The following is a 17525-nucleotide window of genomic DNA, read 5'->3' as shown; positions in this document are numbered from 1 at the left end:
CAGTTAATTTCTCGATGGATAAATACCCTGAAGCGCAATCACCCAGCTTATTGCAATATATGGCATACGATTTTCATGAGACTGACTACCACCAGCACTAGATACTGTTGTCGAAGCATTAAGGTTGTTTGCCGCCACTAAACTAAAAGAAACCGAATCAGGGCTCATCATAATATTCGGCGCTTCAGTAGAGTATTTCGACTCGGCAAGCGAGCTGCCAGCTGGACTTCTTGTATTTGACTTATCATTAAATGCGTGAAGATTAATCACTCCGTCAATATCTATGTCACCAGATATTATCGTAGATGCCAAATGAGAGTGAGATGGCAACTGTAACTCCGAAAGGGTCACCGTCTCAGAACCACCACGCGCGCCTATCTGATAATTACTCAGACCGGGTCCATTTCCCCATCCTATGACGGCACGTCCGCGAGTGTCAGGCAAACCAAACGTTGTGCGGCCATCTCCGCCATACGTCGTTCCCAAAATAGAGAATAACGCAGTATATTGTGATATCGACAAAAGCTGACCATGGGCTAAGGTATATCCGCGTGGAGCAAAGTTTCCTGCGAATACACACATACTGCCAAGGAGTTGGTTGCCATCGCCGCTGCAAGCTAGCGCATTAGAACCGAACATTAATGATGGTAATACACACGCAGTAACCAGCAGCTTTCTTGTGAACATTTTCATAATCCGAATCCTTTAATAAAAAGGTGAGGAAGCAAAAATCATTGGAATGATGGATAGCGTCATGAATTCATGAATCGTTAATGACATTTTTGTTATTTATGAATCCTCACAGTATAGATTAAATTTGGAATTGGCATGCCAACTGGCCCAGTTTTATGCACCTATTACGCAGAGAATTGGGCTAGCTCAAAACATTAGTAAAAACTTAATTACTCGGTGGCAAACTTACTGCGATAAACCATACTTTTAGCAGGTCTATTTCCTATTCTGGAAATCGTTCACTTTTGTGCGGGATGCCAAATTATGGTTAAAACAATTTTTCACCAAACGCTGGCGGACAATGCCAACCTGCAATTAGAACCACACAAAGCAACACTCTCCCCTCCTTCCATTAAAGGATTGAGCTCTGGCGGCTTGAATATTGGGTACGAGGCATTAGACCGACACCTTAACCAACCCAGTCAAGACAAACTGGCTCTGCGTTGGATCAGCAAAGAGAATGACGTCGTTGATTTCAGCTATCGAGATCTCAGCGAGCAAACCAACCGTTTTGCAGACCTCTTATCAAAACTGGATTTACCACGAGGTAGCCGCGTTTACAGCCTTGCAGGGCGCAGACCGGAACTTTACGTAGCCGCAATGGGGACACTCAAAGCGGGCTGTGTCTTTACCCCACTATTTTCTGCCTTCGGTCCGGAGCCTATTCGCTCCCGAATGGAAATCGGTTCGGCAAATGTGGTCATCACCACTTGGAGTCTATATCGTAAAAAACTCAAAAGTTGGTGGCGGGAATTACCGCATATTAAAGCTATATTACTCATCGATGGCAGCCCGGATGACGAGCCTGGATGCTATGACTATCACAAGCTAATGGCTGATACTAACCCAGCCCATTCCTGTGAGCCGACGCAACCTGAAGACATGGCGCTACTGCACTTTACCAGCGGCACAACGGGTAAACCTAAAGGCGTTATCCATGTTCATCAGGCCGTACAACATCATATCCACTCTGCCTTTTACGCGTTGGATCTTAAGCCTGATGACATCTATTGGTGCACTGCCGATCCGGGCTGGGTAACAGGGACAACCTACGGCATCATCGCCCCGCTTTGTCTTGGGGTCACCATGATTATTGATGAAGCCGAATTTGATGCCGAGCGTTGGTATCAGATCTTGCAGGATCAGCAGGTCACCGTTTGGTATACCGCGCCTACCGCGATACGTATGCTCATGAAAATCGGTGATGCCCTGCCTAAGCAATTCGATTTGTCACACTTGCGTTTTATGGCCAGTGTTGGCGAACCACTTAATCCTGAGGCGGTTGAATGGGGTGAAAAAGTCTTTGGCATGCCATTTCATGACAACTGGTGGCAAACCGAAACTGGCGGCATCATGATTGCGAATGTTCCTTCAATGCCCGTCAAACCAGGTTCGATGGGTAAACCCCTTCCCGGTATTGAAGCTGGCATTGTCAATCAAAACGATGATGGCTCTTCACGTGAGGAGACCGAACCCATGCAAGTCGGAGAGCTTGCACTCAAATCCGGTTGGCCTTCCATGTTTCGCGGTTACCTGAATCAAGAAGAAAAATACCAGTCCTGCTTTAATGGTGAATGGTATCTCAGTGGCGATTTGGCGATGAAAGATGAAGAGGGCTATTTCTGGTTCGTCGGTCGTAAGGATGACCTTATTAAATCGTCCGGCCACTTGATTGGCCCATTTGAGGTTGAAAGTGCGTTAATGGAACACCCTGCGGTGGCAGAAGCTGGTGTTATTGGCGTACCCGACCCCGTCGCAGGACAGACCGTTAAGGCCTTTGTTGCACTTAAGCCGGATGTCAAAGCAGACGAAGAACTTCTGCAATCTTTGCTTGGTTTAGCTCGTAAGCGTCTCGGTGCTGCGGTAGCGCCGAAAGAAATCGTCTTTCGTAGCAACCTGCCAAAAACACGCAGTGGCAAGATCATGCGCCGCTTGCTTAAAGCACGTGAACTGGGCTTACCTGAAGGGGATATTTCGACATTGGAGAGTGATGAACAATGAACAAAAGACTCCATATCAATCGCGAACATTTACTCAGGCAGTTAGAACAGATGCTGCGTATTCGTCGTTTTGAGGAAAAATGCGCTGAGCTTTATGCGTTAGAAAAAATTCGTGGCTTCCTGCATCTCTATATCGGTGAAGAAGCCATAGCCGTTGGCGTAATGTCTGCACTCAATAAAGATGACCAAGTCGTGGCGACCTATCGCGAACACGGTCACGCACTTGCCCGCGGCATGAGCATGGGGAGCGTATTGGCTGAAATGTACGGCCGTACTAATGGCTGTAGTCATGGCCGCGGTGGTTCGATGCATCTGTTTGACAAGAACCTGAACTTCTACGGCGGCAATGCCATTGTTGGCGGAGGCCTGCCACTTGCTACTGGCCTTGCGCTTGCGAATAAAAAAATGCAGCGCGATGCCATCGCGGTATGCTTTTTTGGCGAAGGCGCGGTTGCCGAAGGTGAATTTCACGAAAGCCTTAATCTCGCTGCCCTGTGGGAGCTTCCGGTCCTGTTCATCTGTGAAAACAATCGTTACGCGATGGGAACGGCGCTCGCGCTATCTGAATCCAACACCAATATTTCACAAAAAGCCCGAAGTTACGGTATTGAATCGACTCAAGTCGATGGCATGAATGTGGTTGATGTGGAAGCCGCTGCTCTTGAAGCCGTTGATTTTGTCCGCGAGCAGAAAAAGCCCTATTTTATCGAGTGTCAAACCTACCGCTTCCGTGGTCACTCTAGTTTCGATACTCAACTATACCGAGATAAAAGTGAGGTCGCACTTTGGGAAGAGAAAGGCCCCGTTAAACAGCTTATCCATTGGCTGCAAAAAAACAGCCATTTTCAGGATCAAGAACTCTCGGACATCGAAGCTAACATTGCCGATGAAATAAGCGAAGCGATTACTTTTTCAGAAAATGGCGAATTGGAGCCAGTCGAACAACTCACCCGCTTTGTGCATAGCCCCGGAAACCAGTCACAACCGGAACATTATCCCTGTAGTCAAGCCCCCGACAAAGTGACCTATCGAGAAGCACTCCGGGCAGGGATCATCGACGTACTGAATAATGATCCAAGGTCTTTTCTTATGGGAGAAGATGTCGGACGTTACGGCGGTTGCTATGCCGTCAGTAAAGGATTGCTTGAACAATTTGGCCCGGAGCGAATCATTGACACACCGCTTTGCGAGTCAGGTTTTGTCGGCGTAGGCGTGGGAGCTGCACTTGGTGGTATGCGCCCTATTATTGAAGTCATGACCGTAAACTTTAGCTTACTCGCGATGGATCAAATCATTAATACCGCTGCGACTCTTCTCCATATGTCTGGGGGACAGTTTAATGTTCCAATCGTTATTCGTATGGCTTGCGGCGCAGGTAAACAGCTCGCAGCTCAACACTCACACAGCTGGGAGAACTTCTACGCTCACGTTCCCGGACTAAAAGTATTGAGCCCAGCAACCCACAATGATGCCTGCTATATGCTCAGTCAGGCGATCCAAGATCCCGACCCGGTCATCATTTTTGAACATGTCATGCTGCTCAATGAAGAAGGCCAAATCACCGAAGTACCTGATGCGCCAGTGGACAAAGCATTGGTTCGTCGTGACGGTAAAGACATTACCCTGATCACCTACGGAGGCAGCCTTGGAAAAACTTTACAAGCCGCGTATCAGCTGGAAACAGAGGGCATTGACGCCGAAGTAATTGACCTGAGATCACTCAGACCGCTGGATGCCAACACCATCATTACCAGTGTTTCGAAGACTCACCGTGCCGTTATCATTGATGAGGGTTGGTACACCGGAAGTCTGGCTGGAGAGGTCAGTTCGATCATCATGGAAAACGCGTTTTGGCAACTGGATGCTCCTGTCGGCAGAGTTTGTACGCAAGAAGTGCCGATACCTTATCCCCACCATTTAGAGCAAGCCGCCATTCCTCAAGTGGACAAAATTGTCCGAGCCGCAAAAGCGGCACTAATAGCGCCTGATTGGCAGGAAAAATAAGGAGAATCAGCTCATGGGAAATAATAAGCACGATGACTCCTTAATTGATATCACCATGCCTGCGCTAGGTGCCGACATGCGGGATGGTACGCTGATGGAATGGCTAGTAAAGCCAGGAGATCGAGTAGAGAAAGGCGACATCATTGCAGTGATTGAAACCAGCAAAGGTGCGATAGACATGGAGTCTTATCATTCGGGCACAATTACCGAGCTTCTGATAAAGCCGGACATCAAACTGCCTGTCGGCAGCGTTATCGCTCGAATGGAAAGCGACACACCCGTTTCCCCTGTTGCAGACATTAAGTCGTCCGCAATATCGCAGGACTCATCTGAACCTTTAACTGGTGCAACCGATGAAGAGTTACCTCCCTACTTACCTCCAAACATAGCTCCTAAAACAGATAGAGCAGCTAACTTTGAACCCGGTTCGAGACGTGAAACCCTCCTAAACCGTGACATTGTAACTAAGTCAGAACTATTAAAGCACATCGACGTGACCGCCAATGCTGCTGACAATCAGCAACGTCAGTACGCATCACCCGTCGCGCGAAAAACCGCACATTTATCTGGAATTGAACTTTCAACACTGACTGGCAGTGGTCCATACGGCGCCATTCTCTTGCGTGATTTGCCTAAAGATGCCTATTCTCCAACTCCACCACCTGTGGTTAAAAGCGCATCTGAAAGACAAGAGATGTCACCAATGCGGCAAGCCATCAGTGATGCTATGAGTCGCTCGAAAAAAGAGATTCCGCACTATTATCTCTCATTAGACATAGACCTGACTAAGGTACAAATATGGTTGGCCGAACAAAATCAACAACGCGAGCCAGAAAATCGGTTGCTACTTCCCGCAGTTATTCTTAACGCCATTGCTCGTCAGCTCGTCAAATTCCCCGATCTCAACGGCTTTTATCAAGATGGACACTTCACTCCTTCTACAGAAGTGAACATCGGCAATACGATCAGTCTGCGTGAAGGCGGTTTGGTTATTCCGAGCATTCTTAACGCTGACCAGCTAACCGTCGATCAAACGATGGATGCATTACGTGATTTAGCGCAGCGCAGCCGACGCGGACGACTTCGCAGCTCCGAGATTAGCCAGACCACCATAACGGTAACCAGTATCGGGGAACGGGGAGCCGACAGTATTACCGGTGTCATTTACCCACCTCAGGTAGCTATCATAGGACTCGGCCGCCAGCGTCAGGCCCCGGTAGTAAAAGACAACCAAATAGAAATCGGCGAGATCATGACAGTCACACTGGCCGCAGATCATCGCGTAAGTGACGGCGTCACTGGAGCGCGTTTTCTGCAGGCTCTGGCGAAGCAACTGCAACATCCGGAGGCTTTATGAACAATATCAATATACCAGCCACGATTGCCGAAGCGATAAAACATATCGCGCCTGAAATTGAAATGGACGAAATCGATCTGGATGAAGATTTGCGCGAAGAGTGCGATCTCGATTCGATGGACTTTCTTAACCTCCTTTCGTCTCTGAAAAAGACTACCGGTGTCAGTATTCCGGAAGGAGACTACACCAAGGTCCGCAGTTATAACCAACTGAAAAACTATCTGCAGGAACGATGTCAGTAAGCGCTGCAATTTCGCGTCTATGACGGCAGACAGAACCTTACAACAGAATAAAGGACGCTGACCATGTCTACACAAAATGCGCAACCGTTGATATATCGCTATCAACAACTTCATGCTACAGATGTCAGCCTCGTCGGAGGCAAAAATGCCAGTTTAGGTGAAATGCTCAGCCAGCTTAGTGAAAGTGGTATTCGTGTGCCAGATGGCTTTGCCACCAGTGCGCAGTTTTTCCGGGATTTTTTAAAGCAAAATGAGCTTAACGACCCTATTGCGGGATTTCTCAACCGAATGGATCGCGAAGAGATAAGCCTTGCTGAAGCCGGACGAAATATACGTACACTCATCAGTCAGGCGAGCTTTACCCCAGAACAAGAGAACGCTATTTTGGATGCGTACCACGCGCTATGCGAACAAATTGGGTTGCCTTTAGCTTCAGTCGCAGTTCGAAGTTCCGCCACCGCTGAAGACCTGCCAGAAGCCAGTTTTGCTGGCCAGCAAGAGAGCTATCTGAATATCCGTGGTGACCAACAGGTGCTTGAAGCCTGTAAGCAATGTTTCGCTTCTCTTTATACCGACCGCGCCATTGTTTACCGTCAAGAGCAAGGATTCGAACATCAACAAGTCGCTTTATCTGTCGGTGTGCAACAGATGATCGAATCGCAATGTGCGGGGGTAATGTTCAGTCTGGACACCGAAAATGGTTTTCCGGATGTGGTAATGATTAACGGCAGTTGGGGACTGGGTGAAACCATCGTTAAAGGCTCGGTCACACCCGATCGATTTATGGTTTATAAACCAATGCTTGAACAGCCTGACAAACGCCCGATCATTGAAAAGCAGCTCGGTAACAAACTGGAAAAAATGCTGTTTAATGACCCAGGAAAAGTAGAACAGCCGACCATAACCTTGCCAACCACACGCGAAGAGCGCAGTCAGCTTGTACTGAGCGACGATGAAATACTGCAATTGAGTAACTGGGCAGTGATCATCGAACGCCATTATGGCTGCCCTATGGATATGGAATGGGCAAAAGACAGCCAAACTCAGCAATTGTTCATGGTTCAGGCAAGGCCAGAAACGGTGGAATCACACCGCGATGCGGCTCTGTTGGTCAACTACAAACTGGAAAAAACCAATGCCCCCGTGCTACTCGAAGGTGCCAGTGTTGGTGGTGCAGTTGCAATCGGCCAAACCTATACCGTGTTGTCACCCGATGACATAGACTCATTCCCTGAAGGTGCGATTCTGGTCACTGAACGCACAGATCCGGACTGGGTACCGTTAATGCGCAAAGCGGCAGGTATCATTACTGACTCAGGCGGACCAACCAGCCATGCGGCAATTGTCAGTCGTGAGCTTAAAGTGCCCGCGATTGTCGGTACTGAACACGCCACACACAAACTCCAATCAGGACAAGTCGTGACACTCAGCTGCGCTCAGGGTGCTGTTGGTCAGGTGTATGATGGCGAGGTCAACTACACCACTCAAGAGATTGATCTCAAAGCTCTGCCTTCAACCAAAACGAAAATCATGATCAACGCAGCGATGCCTGACGGTATTTTCCACTGGTGGCAACTGCCTACTGCCGGGATTGGTTTAACCCGTATCGAATTTATCATTTCCAGCCATATTGGGCTTCACCCGATGGCCCTGTTACACCCAGAACAAATCACCGACCCAGAGGTAGAAAACGAAATCCGCACCCGTTGCCAGGGATTTGCCACACTGGCGGATTATTTCGTGGATAACCTTGCACTTGGCGTCAGTAAAATCGCTGCAAGCCAATATCCTAAACCGGTTATTGTGCGCATGTCTGATTTCAAATCGAATGAATATTGCGGTTTACTTGGCGGAGACTTCTTTGAGTTGCATGAAGAGAACCCGATGCTGGGTTTACGTGGTGCATCTCGCTATTACCACCCTCGTTATAAAGAAGCGTTTCAACTAGAATGCAAAGCAATCTTGAAAGCCAGAGAAGAGATTGGCTTTGATAACATCATCGTTATGATTCCATTCTGCCGTACCGTCAGTGAAGCCGACAAAGTGCTAGAAGTGATGGCAGAAGCAGGACTCAAACGTGGCGAAGATGGGTTGCAAGTCTATGTGATGTGCGAAATTCCGTCGAATGTTATCCTTGCCGACCGATTCGCTGAGAGGTTTGACGGTTTCTCGATCGGCAGTAATGACTTAACTCAATTGGTGCTAGGGATTGACCGTGACTCTGCTGAACTCAAACCAATGTTCGATGCTCGGGATGATGCAGTTAAAAGCCTCATTGAGCAAGTAATCCGTGTCGCACACAGCAAAGGATGCAAAGTCGGTATCTGTGGTCAGGCACCTTCGGATCACCCTGAGTTTGCCGAATTTCTTGTCACTTGTGGCATCGATTCGATATCACTCAACCCTGACTCCTTTGCTAAAGGTTGCACCGTGGTCGCCAAAGCGGAACAAGAAATTTCGCAAAGCAATAAGCTTTAACGGAATTAGATTTAACGCAAAGCTAACCAGCACTATACAGTCAGAAATTCACTTACTTCGGCCCAACGTAATGTTGGGCCATGAGTGCAAATATAATGGTTTTTCAGATAGCAATGTCCGCATAATCCCACCGCGCAATGCATTCTTCTCTCGACAGAAAGATAGATGTCTTTTGCGTCAATGCCATAGGAAACCAAATATTCACTTACCACACTCATCATGGCCTCTGGTCCGGCAACCAATACACAGTCTGGCTGTTCTCCAAACGATTGTAAGACTTTCGGTAAAACACCTATTGCCGTACCGGGATAGTAATCTTGCTCATCCAGTCCCGTAATATCTTCAACCACATTGAATATAGGAACACAGTGTTTCCAGTGTTCTCGTTCTGGTGTTAGCAACAAGGTTTGCTTACTGCGTGCTGCATACACGACCTCTAGCTGAGTAAAATTTTGCTGGTCGATAAGTTGTTCAACAACGCTCACCAGAGGGGCAAGGCCGCATCCTCCACCGATAACAAGAATCTTTTTGTCTACCAAATTGTCGGTTTGCCAACCGTGGCCAAATGGACCTCGGGCGCCAATGATTTCGCCTCGATATTTAGTAAACAGAGACTCAGTAACTGCGCCCACTTTACGAACTAAGGCCCGAAAGTGACCAAACTCGTCAGGTAACTTCGTAAAGGTAAATGGCGCTTCGCCCACTCCGGGCACACAAAGCATGAAAAACTGACCACTGGTGGCTTTTGTCCATTTCGGGTTTTGCTCTAGTAAGCGAAAATTGTAATGACGGGTATCTTCCCCATCATCGTAATAATCGATAATTTCAATGCTGTCTGGAGTTAAACTAAACATCATCGACAATCCTTTTCATTAATGAATGTACGCCAATAACTCCGGGACACGTCTGTTCACAACGACCGCAACCCACACAACCATAACGTCCAAATTCAGGTACAAAATCAATACTGAACTTGTGATACCAAAAACGCTCGACCCTTTTTCCAGCTTCCTTAGAAGGATTATGAAAACTGGCTACGCGTTGAAATCCTTCGTATAAACAGGAATCCCAAAACCTTACCTGAGAAACAGTGTCGTCTCGGGAAACATTGGCGTCTTCAGGGTTCTTGTCCTCAGTGATACTGCTCTTTGTGATTGAGCAGGTACCATAGCAAGAGCATGTCGGACAAAGCGTTGTGCATCCGGAACATCCTAAACACTGAATCCCGACTTGTTGCCAAAACGCCTCTGGCACTCTGCCCTCACTGACTTTTTCGATCCCTTCGATGAGATAACGATCATCAGGAAAAGCCTGCTCACAATGCGCGATGTTCTCCCAACGTTTACTCCGATGGTGAGTCGAGGCCACCTTAAGATCTAACCCTTGAAGCGACTCTTCTCCTAGCTTTGTCAGGACCACTAATAGCCAATGATCTTCATCGAGAGGGTGAAGCGTTAAATCTGCCGTCTCGTCGCGAACACTCGGGCCAGCATTTACCGTCGGACAGAAGCCATTCTCACAAGGCATCGTGCAATCCATTCCGATGAGTAAGGCTTGTTTTCGTCGAGTCTGGTAGTACGGATCTTGTTCAAAGAACTGATCCTGATAGTGAATCGCCACCAAATCACAGCTTTGGACGCCGAACAAAACAAACGGCTCAACGTTTGGTAACGTCTCTTTAAACATTTTGCCATCGAATACATACAGAGGCTCGTGTTCAGTAAAGAAGAATCCCTTTGCCGAATGGGTAGGCTTTTGATTCACAATGGGCTGCAAGTTATGCGCAAGCACACGCTGCCAATAGTAATCCTCCGCTCCCTGCTCGCTATTGGCTACAACCTGATAAAGCGCCCGACTTTGCAATAAGTGCAATCTGAGAGCATCCAATGAGTCTAATAAGTACGTCTTAGTCATTTTAACTCTCCCGGTCTTTCCCAAGCAGCGAGCGGTTTATGCCCTGCTGGCAGCAGTTCAACCTCCACTGCGCAGGCTTTTAATTCGGGCATTTTGGTAACCGGATCTTGCGCAGTATTAGTGAGCTGGTTAGATGGAGCCTCTTTAAAGTGATAAGGCATACTAACCACGCCAACTGGCACATCATCTGTGATGATTGCCCGCGTTTCGATGTAGCCGCGTCTTGATCGAACGCTGACCGGGCTATATAAAGAAATTCCCAATAGGTCAGCATCTTTAGGGTTAATAAACAGAATGCCCGGTGGGTTTTCCCGCTCCAATAAGGGCGATTTGCGTGTCATCGAACCACACCCATAATGGAAGTGCAGTCGATTGGTGGTTAACAGTAATGGAAAGTCAGAATCCGGAGACTCATCTATCGGAACGTACCGTACTGGCGTTAAACGAGCACGCCCGATCGGAAACTCCTTCTCGTGGAGAACTGGTGTTCCTTCAGGAGCAGAATCGTTACAAGGCCACTGCAAACCATGATGCTTATCCAACTTCGAGTAAGTCATCCCTTGGTACTCTGGCGTAATGGCAGCCATTTCATCGAACACTTCTTCACTGCTTTGCCAATTCAGGGCCTCACTGCCCATTTTTTTGGCGAGTGCTTGCAACCACTGCCAATCGGCCATCGATTCACCGAGTGGAGACATCGCAGGATTGATTAGCTGGACCCGGCGTTCACAATTCGTAAAGGTGCCCAACTTTTCCGCAAAGGAAGCAGCAGGAAGAATATAGTCAGCCAGCTTAGCGGTCTCTGTCATCGTCAGTTCCGCGACCACCAGCAAATCCAGTGACCGGTAAGCGAGTCGAACATGGTTTTGATCAGGATCCGTAACCACCGGATCCTCACCAAACAGGATTTGTGCTCGAAAGTGTCCTTCCATTGCGGTTTTGGTCATACCTAATGATGTTAAACCCGGTGTCGATGCAATATCACAGCCCCAGTAGTCAGCGAACCGCAGCTGGATATCGCTATCGTCCACAGATTGGTATCCGGGGTAGACGTTAGGCAGACAACCCATATCACAGGCACCTTGAACATTGTTTTGTCCACGTAATGGGTTAATACCCGTTCCCGGTTTCCCAATGTGTCCGCAAACCAACGCCAAATCAGCCAGCGCAATAACATTGGAGGTACCGCTAACAAATTGGGTAATGCCCATCCCATACAGAATCATAGCTCGGTCGGCTTGACTATAATATTGAGCTGCCCGTCGAATCAGGTTTGCTTCGACACCAGTAATACGTTCTACCGACTCCGGTGTAATACGCTCTACGTGCTCTGAGAGTTCATCAAAGCCCTCGCATCGATTTGAAATGAAATCCTCATCATGCCAGTGATTACTCAAAATCACATGAATCATGGCATTGATCAGCGCTATGTTGGATCCCGGAGTCAGTTGCAAATGTAAATCCGCTAACTTAGCTAAACGGGTTACTCTGGGGTCGATAACAATTAACTTCGCACCTGCCAGTTTGGCACGTATCACCTGCCCACCAAGGACACTGTGATTTTCTGTCGGATCAGCCCCAACAACCACAATAACGTCCGCTTCAAACAGGTCCTTGGCACTGTTGGTCATCGCACCAGAACCAAGCACTTGCTTCAAACCTGCCACCGTCGGGCTATGACAAATTCGAGCACAATGGTCGATATTGTTGGTACCTAAAACTGCGCGAGCGAATTTCTGTGCGGCATAATTGTCTTCGTTGGTTGCTCGGGCGCTGCTTATCACCCCTGTCGCGTCAGAGCCAAACTCTTCAATAATCTCTAAAAGTGTTGAGCTGATTTCTTCAAGTGCTTCATCCCAACTTATTGGAATGAATTGATCTTTACAGCGCTTCAAAGGTTGAGTAATTCGATTTTCTGGCGAAATGGCGTAGAGGCTGTTCCACCCTTTTTCACAGAGCTGACCTTGACTAATTGGATGCTCTTTCAAGGGGCTGATCCCACAAACCTGACCATGTTCATCACAAGAAAGCAGCATCCCACAGCCAACACCACAAAATGGGCACACCGTTTTAGTGGGTTTAGGTCGAATAGCAATATGATTAAGCAGTGGAGGCGAAGGTTCTGCTTTTAAGTCACCCGATGAAAGAAGATCAGGTGCTTTTGGTGAGTTTTTTCGCTGAGAGCTCATAACCTTAACCTTGCTACGTAAACCTACATAAATTATAGCAGTCCTCAGTTACTCGTTAGGCTCTTAGCGCGAGAAGTGGTTTCGATCTATTGCTTTCAGTTGGCAACTTATTGTGCATCTTCGGAGTGGCCACGCTGATAGATTATGTGATAAACCAAGCCGACGAATACACTGCCTCCTACAAGATTACCTAAGATCACAGGAACCAAGTTACTAAGAAAGCCCGCCAGGCCCACTGAGCTAGAGACCTCTACCGAGCCATAACTTTGCAGCATCATCGCCAAAGAAATAAAGTACATATTCGCGATACTATGCTCAAAACCAGCCGCAACAAATGCGGAGATAGGAAAAATTATCGCCACAACTTTATCTACAACCGTTCTACCCGCTAATGCCATCCAAACCGCCATACATACCAATATGTTACACAGTACTCCGCGGAAAAATGCACTCCAAAAAGGCATATCGCACTTTGCTGCTGCTATCTTTGCATACGTCATTGCAATGGCTCCCTGATTCATTTCAGGATGCCCGGAGAAAAAAACCAAAGCAGCCACCCCAACCGCACCAACAAAGTTTGATAAACAGACAACGACCCAGTTTTTTAGCAATTCAGCCGTCGTGATTTTGTCGTCGGCCCAGGCCATCGCCAATAAGTTATTACCTGTAAATAGCTCTGCTCCGGCGATGATCACCAAGATCAAGCCCAGAGAGAACGTCACCCCACCAAGCACTTGCTGGGTAGCAAAACTAAGCGCTGCATCCGATTTGACGATAGTAAAATACAATCCGCCCAGACCAATAAAAGCTCCGGCTAATATTCCGAGCATAATCATTGTCAGCAAAGGTAATCGCGCTTTTGTCACACCAATCGAGTCAACTTTTTCAGCGATTTGCTGTGGCGAAAAAGAGTCAAAACCATAAATGTCAGCCACGAGCGCACCTCCTTTCGAGTTCCTCCTTATAAACTAGTAGATATTGCACGACTAACTCATTTTTAGCCGCAGGATTCAGATCGTTGTCACGCTTACAAGTTTCAGAAAAGTAAAGAAGCGCATCACGCTTCAAAAGATTATTTGGGGCTATAATTATCAATCGATGAGCATATGCCCGCGTGCCACCATCAGGAGGCTTACACATGGAAGAGACAAGTGACCTTTGGCACAACAAATCCGTCGAAGATACGTTTTCTAAGCTTTCCAGCCTGCCAGATGGACTGACTCCTCAAGAAGCGGCGCTACGTCTCTCTCAGTTTGGTGCAAATAAACTCCCGACCAATCATGGACGTTCAGTATTTCAACGCTTGCTTAGTCAGTTTAACAATGTGCTGATTCATGTGTTGCTAATCGTTATGGTCGTCACTGCTGTTCTTGGCCACTGGGTGGATGCAGCTGTTATCGGGGGCGTGGTGATAATTAATGCCATCATTGGCTTTCTTCAGGAAGGCAAAGCAGAAAACGCACTGAATGCGATTCAAGCCATGCTTGCCCCTAGTGCCTTGGTTTTACGCGAAGGTCATCAAATTAATATCGATGCAGAAGAATTGGTAATTGGTGATGTCGTTATCCTTCAATCAGGTGACCGCGTCCCTGCTGACCTTCGATTGTTTCGTAGCAAAGGCTTGCAAGTCGCTGAAGCGGTATTAACTGGAGAGTCAATGACAATAGAAAAAAACACTCTCCCTGTCGGTTCCGACAGCGAATTAGCTGACCGTTATTGTATGGCCTATTCGGGAACCATGATTACTCATGGACAGGGATCAGGTGTTGTCGTCGCAACGGGAGTACACACCGAACTAGGAAAAATCAGCTCTCTGGTTTCTCGTGTAAAACCCGCCACCACTCCACTACTTAAACAGATTGCGCAGTTCAGTAGATGGCTAACCACTGGCATATTAATCGTCGCATTCACGACCTTTGCTTACGGCTTATTGATCCAAGGCTACCCCATTACCGAGATGTTTCTTGCTGCGGTCAGCTTAGCCGTCGCTGCCATTCCGGAAGGATTACCCGCAATTATGACCATCACGCTAGCCATTGGCGTGGAGAGAATGGCAAAGCGAAATGCCATCATTCGCCGTCTACCTGCAGTTGAAACTCTGGGGGCCGTCACGGTTATTTGTACCGATAAGACCGGCACCCTAACCCGAAATGAAATGACAGTGCAAAAAATCATTACCTCTCATACTCAGTTTGAGATCGGTGGTACGGGGTTCGATCCTCATGGTGAGGTGACCGTTGATCAAAAATCCATTTATCCAGAGCAGCATCCATTCCTTATCCAGGCAATTCGGGCGGCCGTGTTGTGCAATGATGCTACCATCAGTTTGCGTAATGAAAAATGGCAGATACAAGGTGACCCGATGGAAGGTGCTCTGCTTATCGCCGGTATGAAAACAGGCATTGACGCTGAAACGGAAACAAAAAGCTTTCCCCGAACCGACCTTATCCCATTTGAGTCCGAACACCGCTTTATGGCAACGCTACATCACAATCATGAGGGTGAAGCATTCATATTCATCAAAGGCGCACCAGAACAGGTTCTCGACATCTGCAACCGACAACATGTCGATAAAAATGCCGATAACACAGCCACTGAAATTAACCGAACGTATTGGCACGAACAAATAGAAATGATGGCTAAACAAGGGATGCGGGTTTTAGCCATTGCTTATCGACCAACCAATTATACTCAACTCGAACTCAGCTTTGATGACGTCAGTGACAACCTCATTATGCTGGGACTGTTTGGCCTGATCGATCCACCAAGACAAGAAGCTATCGATGCGATAGATGTATGTAAGAACGCTGGCATACGCGTAAAAATGATGACTGGCGACCATGCATTGACAGCACAAGCCATTGCCGGACAGATTGGCCTGTTCAATCCTCACGAAACGCTTACTGGCCAACAAATTGATGCACTGACGGATGTGGAGCTATTTGCTGTCGCTAAAGAAGTGGATGTCTATGCCCGTGTTAGCCCCGAACATAAAATGCGTCTGGTAAACACACTCCAAAAGCATCAACAAATCGTTGCGATGACCGGAGATGGCGTCAATGACGCACCCGCACTCAAACGTTCAGACATTGGTACTGCGATGGGAATTACTGGCACCGACTCTGCCAAAGAAGCGGCAGAAATGGTCCTCACCGACGATAATTTTGCGTCTATTACCGCTGCGGTTGAAGAAGGCCGAGCCGTCTACGATAACCTGAAAAAAGCGATTCTTTTTATTCTCCCGACTAACGGCGGTGAAGCGCTGGTCATTCTGGCAGCCGTAGTCTGGGGGTTTAAAGACCTGCCCCTCACGCCTATTCAAATCCTTTGGGTCAATATGATCACCGCTGTTACACTCGCGTTAGCTTTAGCATTCGAGCCTAAAGAACCTAACCTAATGCAACGCAAGCCGCGTAATCCGAATACGCCTCTTTTGACTACTCACCTAATTTGGCGCGTGATCTTTGTGTCTCTCATATTAATGTTTGGCACTTTAGGTATGTTTGTTTGGGAGATGGGGCAGCAAGAAAATATCGCCAAAGCCCGTACCATCGCGGTAAACACATTGGTGATGTTTGAAATATTTTATTTGTTTAATACCCGATTTATCCTCGAATCTGTTTTTTGCCGTCAAGGATTAATTGGCAACCTCTATGTGTTAATTGCTATCGCGGTACTCTTTGTCTTTCAAGTCTGCTTCACTTATCTGCCTTTCATGCAGGTATTATTTGGAACAACAGGACTGACATTTGATGTATGGCTACGGATTATCGTGGTCGCATCTTCCGTGCTCTTTTTAGTTGAGCTGGAAAAGTATTACTTAAACAAATCAAGACCAAGAAAAGCCTCAATGTCTAAGTAATCACGAACGTAAATTCCCCGGTCAATTGCCCGTCAACTTCTATTGGCTCAAATTGTAGGTAGTCGCGTGATTTCCCGCCCCACCACTCATTACCCGTCTGGCCTTTTAAGTAGAGCTGTGTGGTTAACAGTTCTCGCTCACCACGCCACAATTTGACATGGATATGGGGAGGACGAGAGCTATACGGCACTGGATACAAAGTCCGGAATAGATAGCGCCCGTCAATTCCCGTAACAGCGGCGCCAAAGCCAGCAAAATTAGGGTCAAACCTGTCATTGCTTGATTGATTCGGATGATCATAGATTCCCTGCCCATCACACTGCCAGATCTCCACTTTGACACCAGAAACAGGGTTCCCTTGCGTATCGACAACTCTACCATGCAGTATAATTGGCTCACCTACCAGCCCCTCCGTGTGCAAAATTAAGTTGTCACGAAGTGGTATATCCACGACCGGATAAAACGGTCCTTCCGTTTGTGCAGGCGTTGGATTTTTCGGATTAGCTGCTTTTAACGAAGGTGCAAACAGCAACATCCACAAAGCTAAAAAGTGTCGTCTTTCCATGATGTCACCCAATTTATTGACTGCTTTAATTGTGGTGAACACTGAGAGATTTTCCACTTTATCGCGGTTGTATTGGTATCAGTTCGGTATTCATACACAACAACTGGACGATTAGTCAGCATTTGATATTGCCGTTTTAGTTTTAAATGTCACCGTTTCAATTTAGGATTAGACATAGTAGA

At 47.4% G+C, this 17525-nt stretch carries 12 protein-coding genes; 6 read left to right on the top strand and 6 right to left on the bottom strand.

Annotation, left to right across the window (positions count from 1 at the left end; all coding sequences use genetic code 11):
- Positions 1–3: 3 nt before the first annotated feature.
- Entirely contained in the window at positions 4–693 is a 690-nt protein-coding gene (locus tag ACWYU8_RS04780) for a phage tail protein (RefSeq protein WP_457517607.1), read from the bottom strand.
- A gap of 303 nt (positions 694–996) precedes the next feature.
- Here ACWYU8_RS04780 and acsA point away from each other — a divergent pair, with 303 nt between their 5' ends.
- From acsA to ppsA, 5 genes are all read left to right on the top strand, one after another.
- Positions 997–2733 carry an acetate--CoA ligase gene (acsA, locus tag ACWYU8_RS04775; RefSeq protein WP_457517606.1) on the top strand — a complete coding sequence of 579 codons (1737 nt, stop codon included), beginning with the start codon at positions 997–999 and terminating at the stop codon, positions 2731–2733.
- Complete coding sequence (gene pdhA / locus ACWYU8_RS04770) at positions 2730–4736, top strand: pyruvate dehydrogenase (acetyl-transferring) E1 component subunit alpha (protein ID WP_457517605.1); 2007 nt, start codon at positions 2730–2732, stop codon at positions 4734–4736. Before acsA ends, pdhA begins: the two co-directional genes overlap by 4 nt.
- A gap of 13 nt (positions 4737–4749) precedes the next feature.
- Positions 4750–6093, top strand: a complete 1344-nt coding sequence (locus ACWYU8_RS04765; RefSeq protein ID WP_457517604.1) for a dihydrolipoamide acetyltransferase family protein — start codon at positions 4750–4752, stop codon at positions 6091–6093.
- A complete protein-coding gene (locus tag ACWYU8_RS04760; RefSeq protein ID WP_457517602.1) occupies positions 6090–6335 on the top strand; it encodes an acyl carrier protein in 246 nt (81 codons plus the stop codon). Before ACWYU8_RS04765 ends, ACWYU8_RS04760 begins: the two co-directional genes overlap by 4 nt.
- A 63-nt stretch (positions 6336–6398) precedes the next feature.
- Positions 6399–8813 carry a phosphoenolpyruvate synthase gene (gene ppsA, locus ACWYU8_RS04755; RefSeq protein ID WP_457517600.1) on the top strand — a complete coding sequence of 805 codons (2415 nt, stop codon included), beginning with the start codon at positions 6399–6401 and terminating at the stop codon, positions 8811–8813.
- A gap of 32 nt (positions 8814–8845) precedes the next feature.
- On the opposite strand, the gene ACWYU8_RS04750 is transcribed toward ppsA, so the two are convergent.
- The 4 genes from ACWYU8_RS04750 to ACWYU8_RS04735 all read right to left on the bottom strand — a co-directional run bounded on the left by ACWYU8_RS04750 (position 8846) and on the right by ACWYU8_RS04735 (position 13851).
- Positions 8846–9670, bottom strand: a complete 825-nt coding sequence (locus ACWYU8_RS04750) for an iron-sulfur cluster-binding protein (protein WP_457517598.1) — start codon at positions 9668–9670, stop codon at positions 8846–8848.
- Entirely contained in the window at positions 9660–10727 is a 1068-nt protein-coding gene (locus tag ACWYU8_RS04745; protein WP_457517596.1) for a 4Fe-4S dicluster domain-containing protein, read from the bottom strand. Before ACWYU8_RS04745 ends, ACWYU8_RS04750 begins: the two co-directional genes overlap by 11 nt.
- Positions 10724–12916 (bottom strand): formate dehydrogenase subunit alpha, encoded by a 2193-nt coding sequence (gene fdhF, locus ACWYU8_RS04740; RefSeq protein ID WP_457517594.1) that lies wholly within the window; start codon positions 12914–12916, stop codon positions 10724–10726. The genes ACWYU8_RS04745 and fdhF overlap by 4 nt, the downstream gene beginning before the upstream one ends.
- Positions 12917–13023: 107 nt before the next feature.
- Positions 13024–13851 (bottom strand): formate/nitrite transporter family protein, encoded by an 828-nt coding sequence (locus ACWYU8_RS04735; RefSeq protein WP_457517593.1) that lies wholly within the window; start codon positions 13849–13851, stop codon positions 13024–13026.
- 203 nt (positions 13852–14054) lie between these two features.
- On the opposite strand from ACWYU8_RS04735, the gene ACWYU8_RS04730 reads away from it, so the two are divergent.
- Positions 14055–16778 carry a cation-transporting P-type ATPase gene (locus ACWYU8_RS04730; protein WP_457517591.1) on the top strand — a complete coding sequence of 908 codons (2724 nt, stop codon included), beginning with the start codon at positions 14055–14057 and terminating at the stop codon, positions 16776–16778.
- On the opposite strand, the gene ACWYU8_RS04725 is transcribed toward ACWYU8_RS04730, so the two are convergent.
- Positions 16771–17343, bottom strand: coding sequence for a dioxygenase family protein (locus ACWYU8_RS04725; protein WP_457517590.1), 573 nt, complete (start codon positions 17341–17343; stop codon positions 16771–16773). The two genes, ACWYU8_RS04730 and ACWYU8_RS04725, sit on opposite strands and share 8 nt — an antisense overlap.
- Between the last annotated feature and the right edge of the window lie 182 nt (positions 17344–17525).

It is taken from the genome of Vibrio limimangrovi (assembly GCF_054064025.1).
The sequence above is the reverse complement of the archived record's forward strand: the minus strand, read 5'-3'. Positions and strand labels throughout refer to the sequence as shown.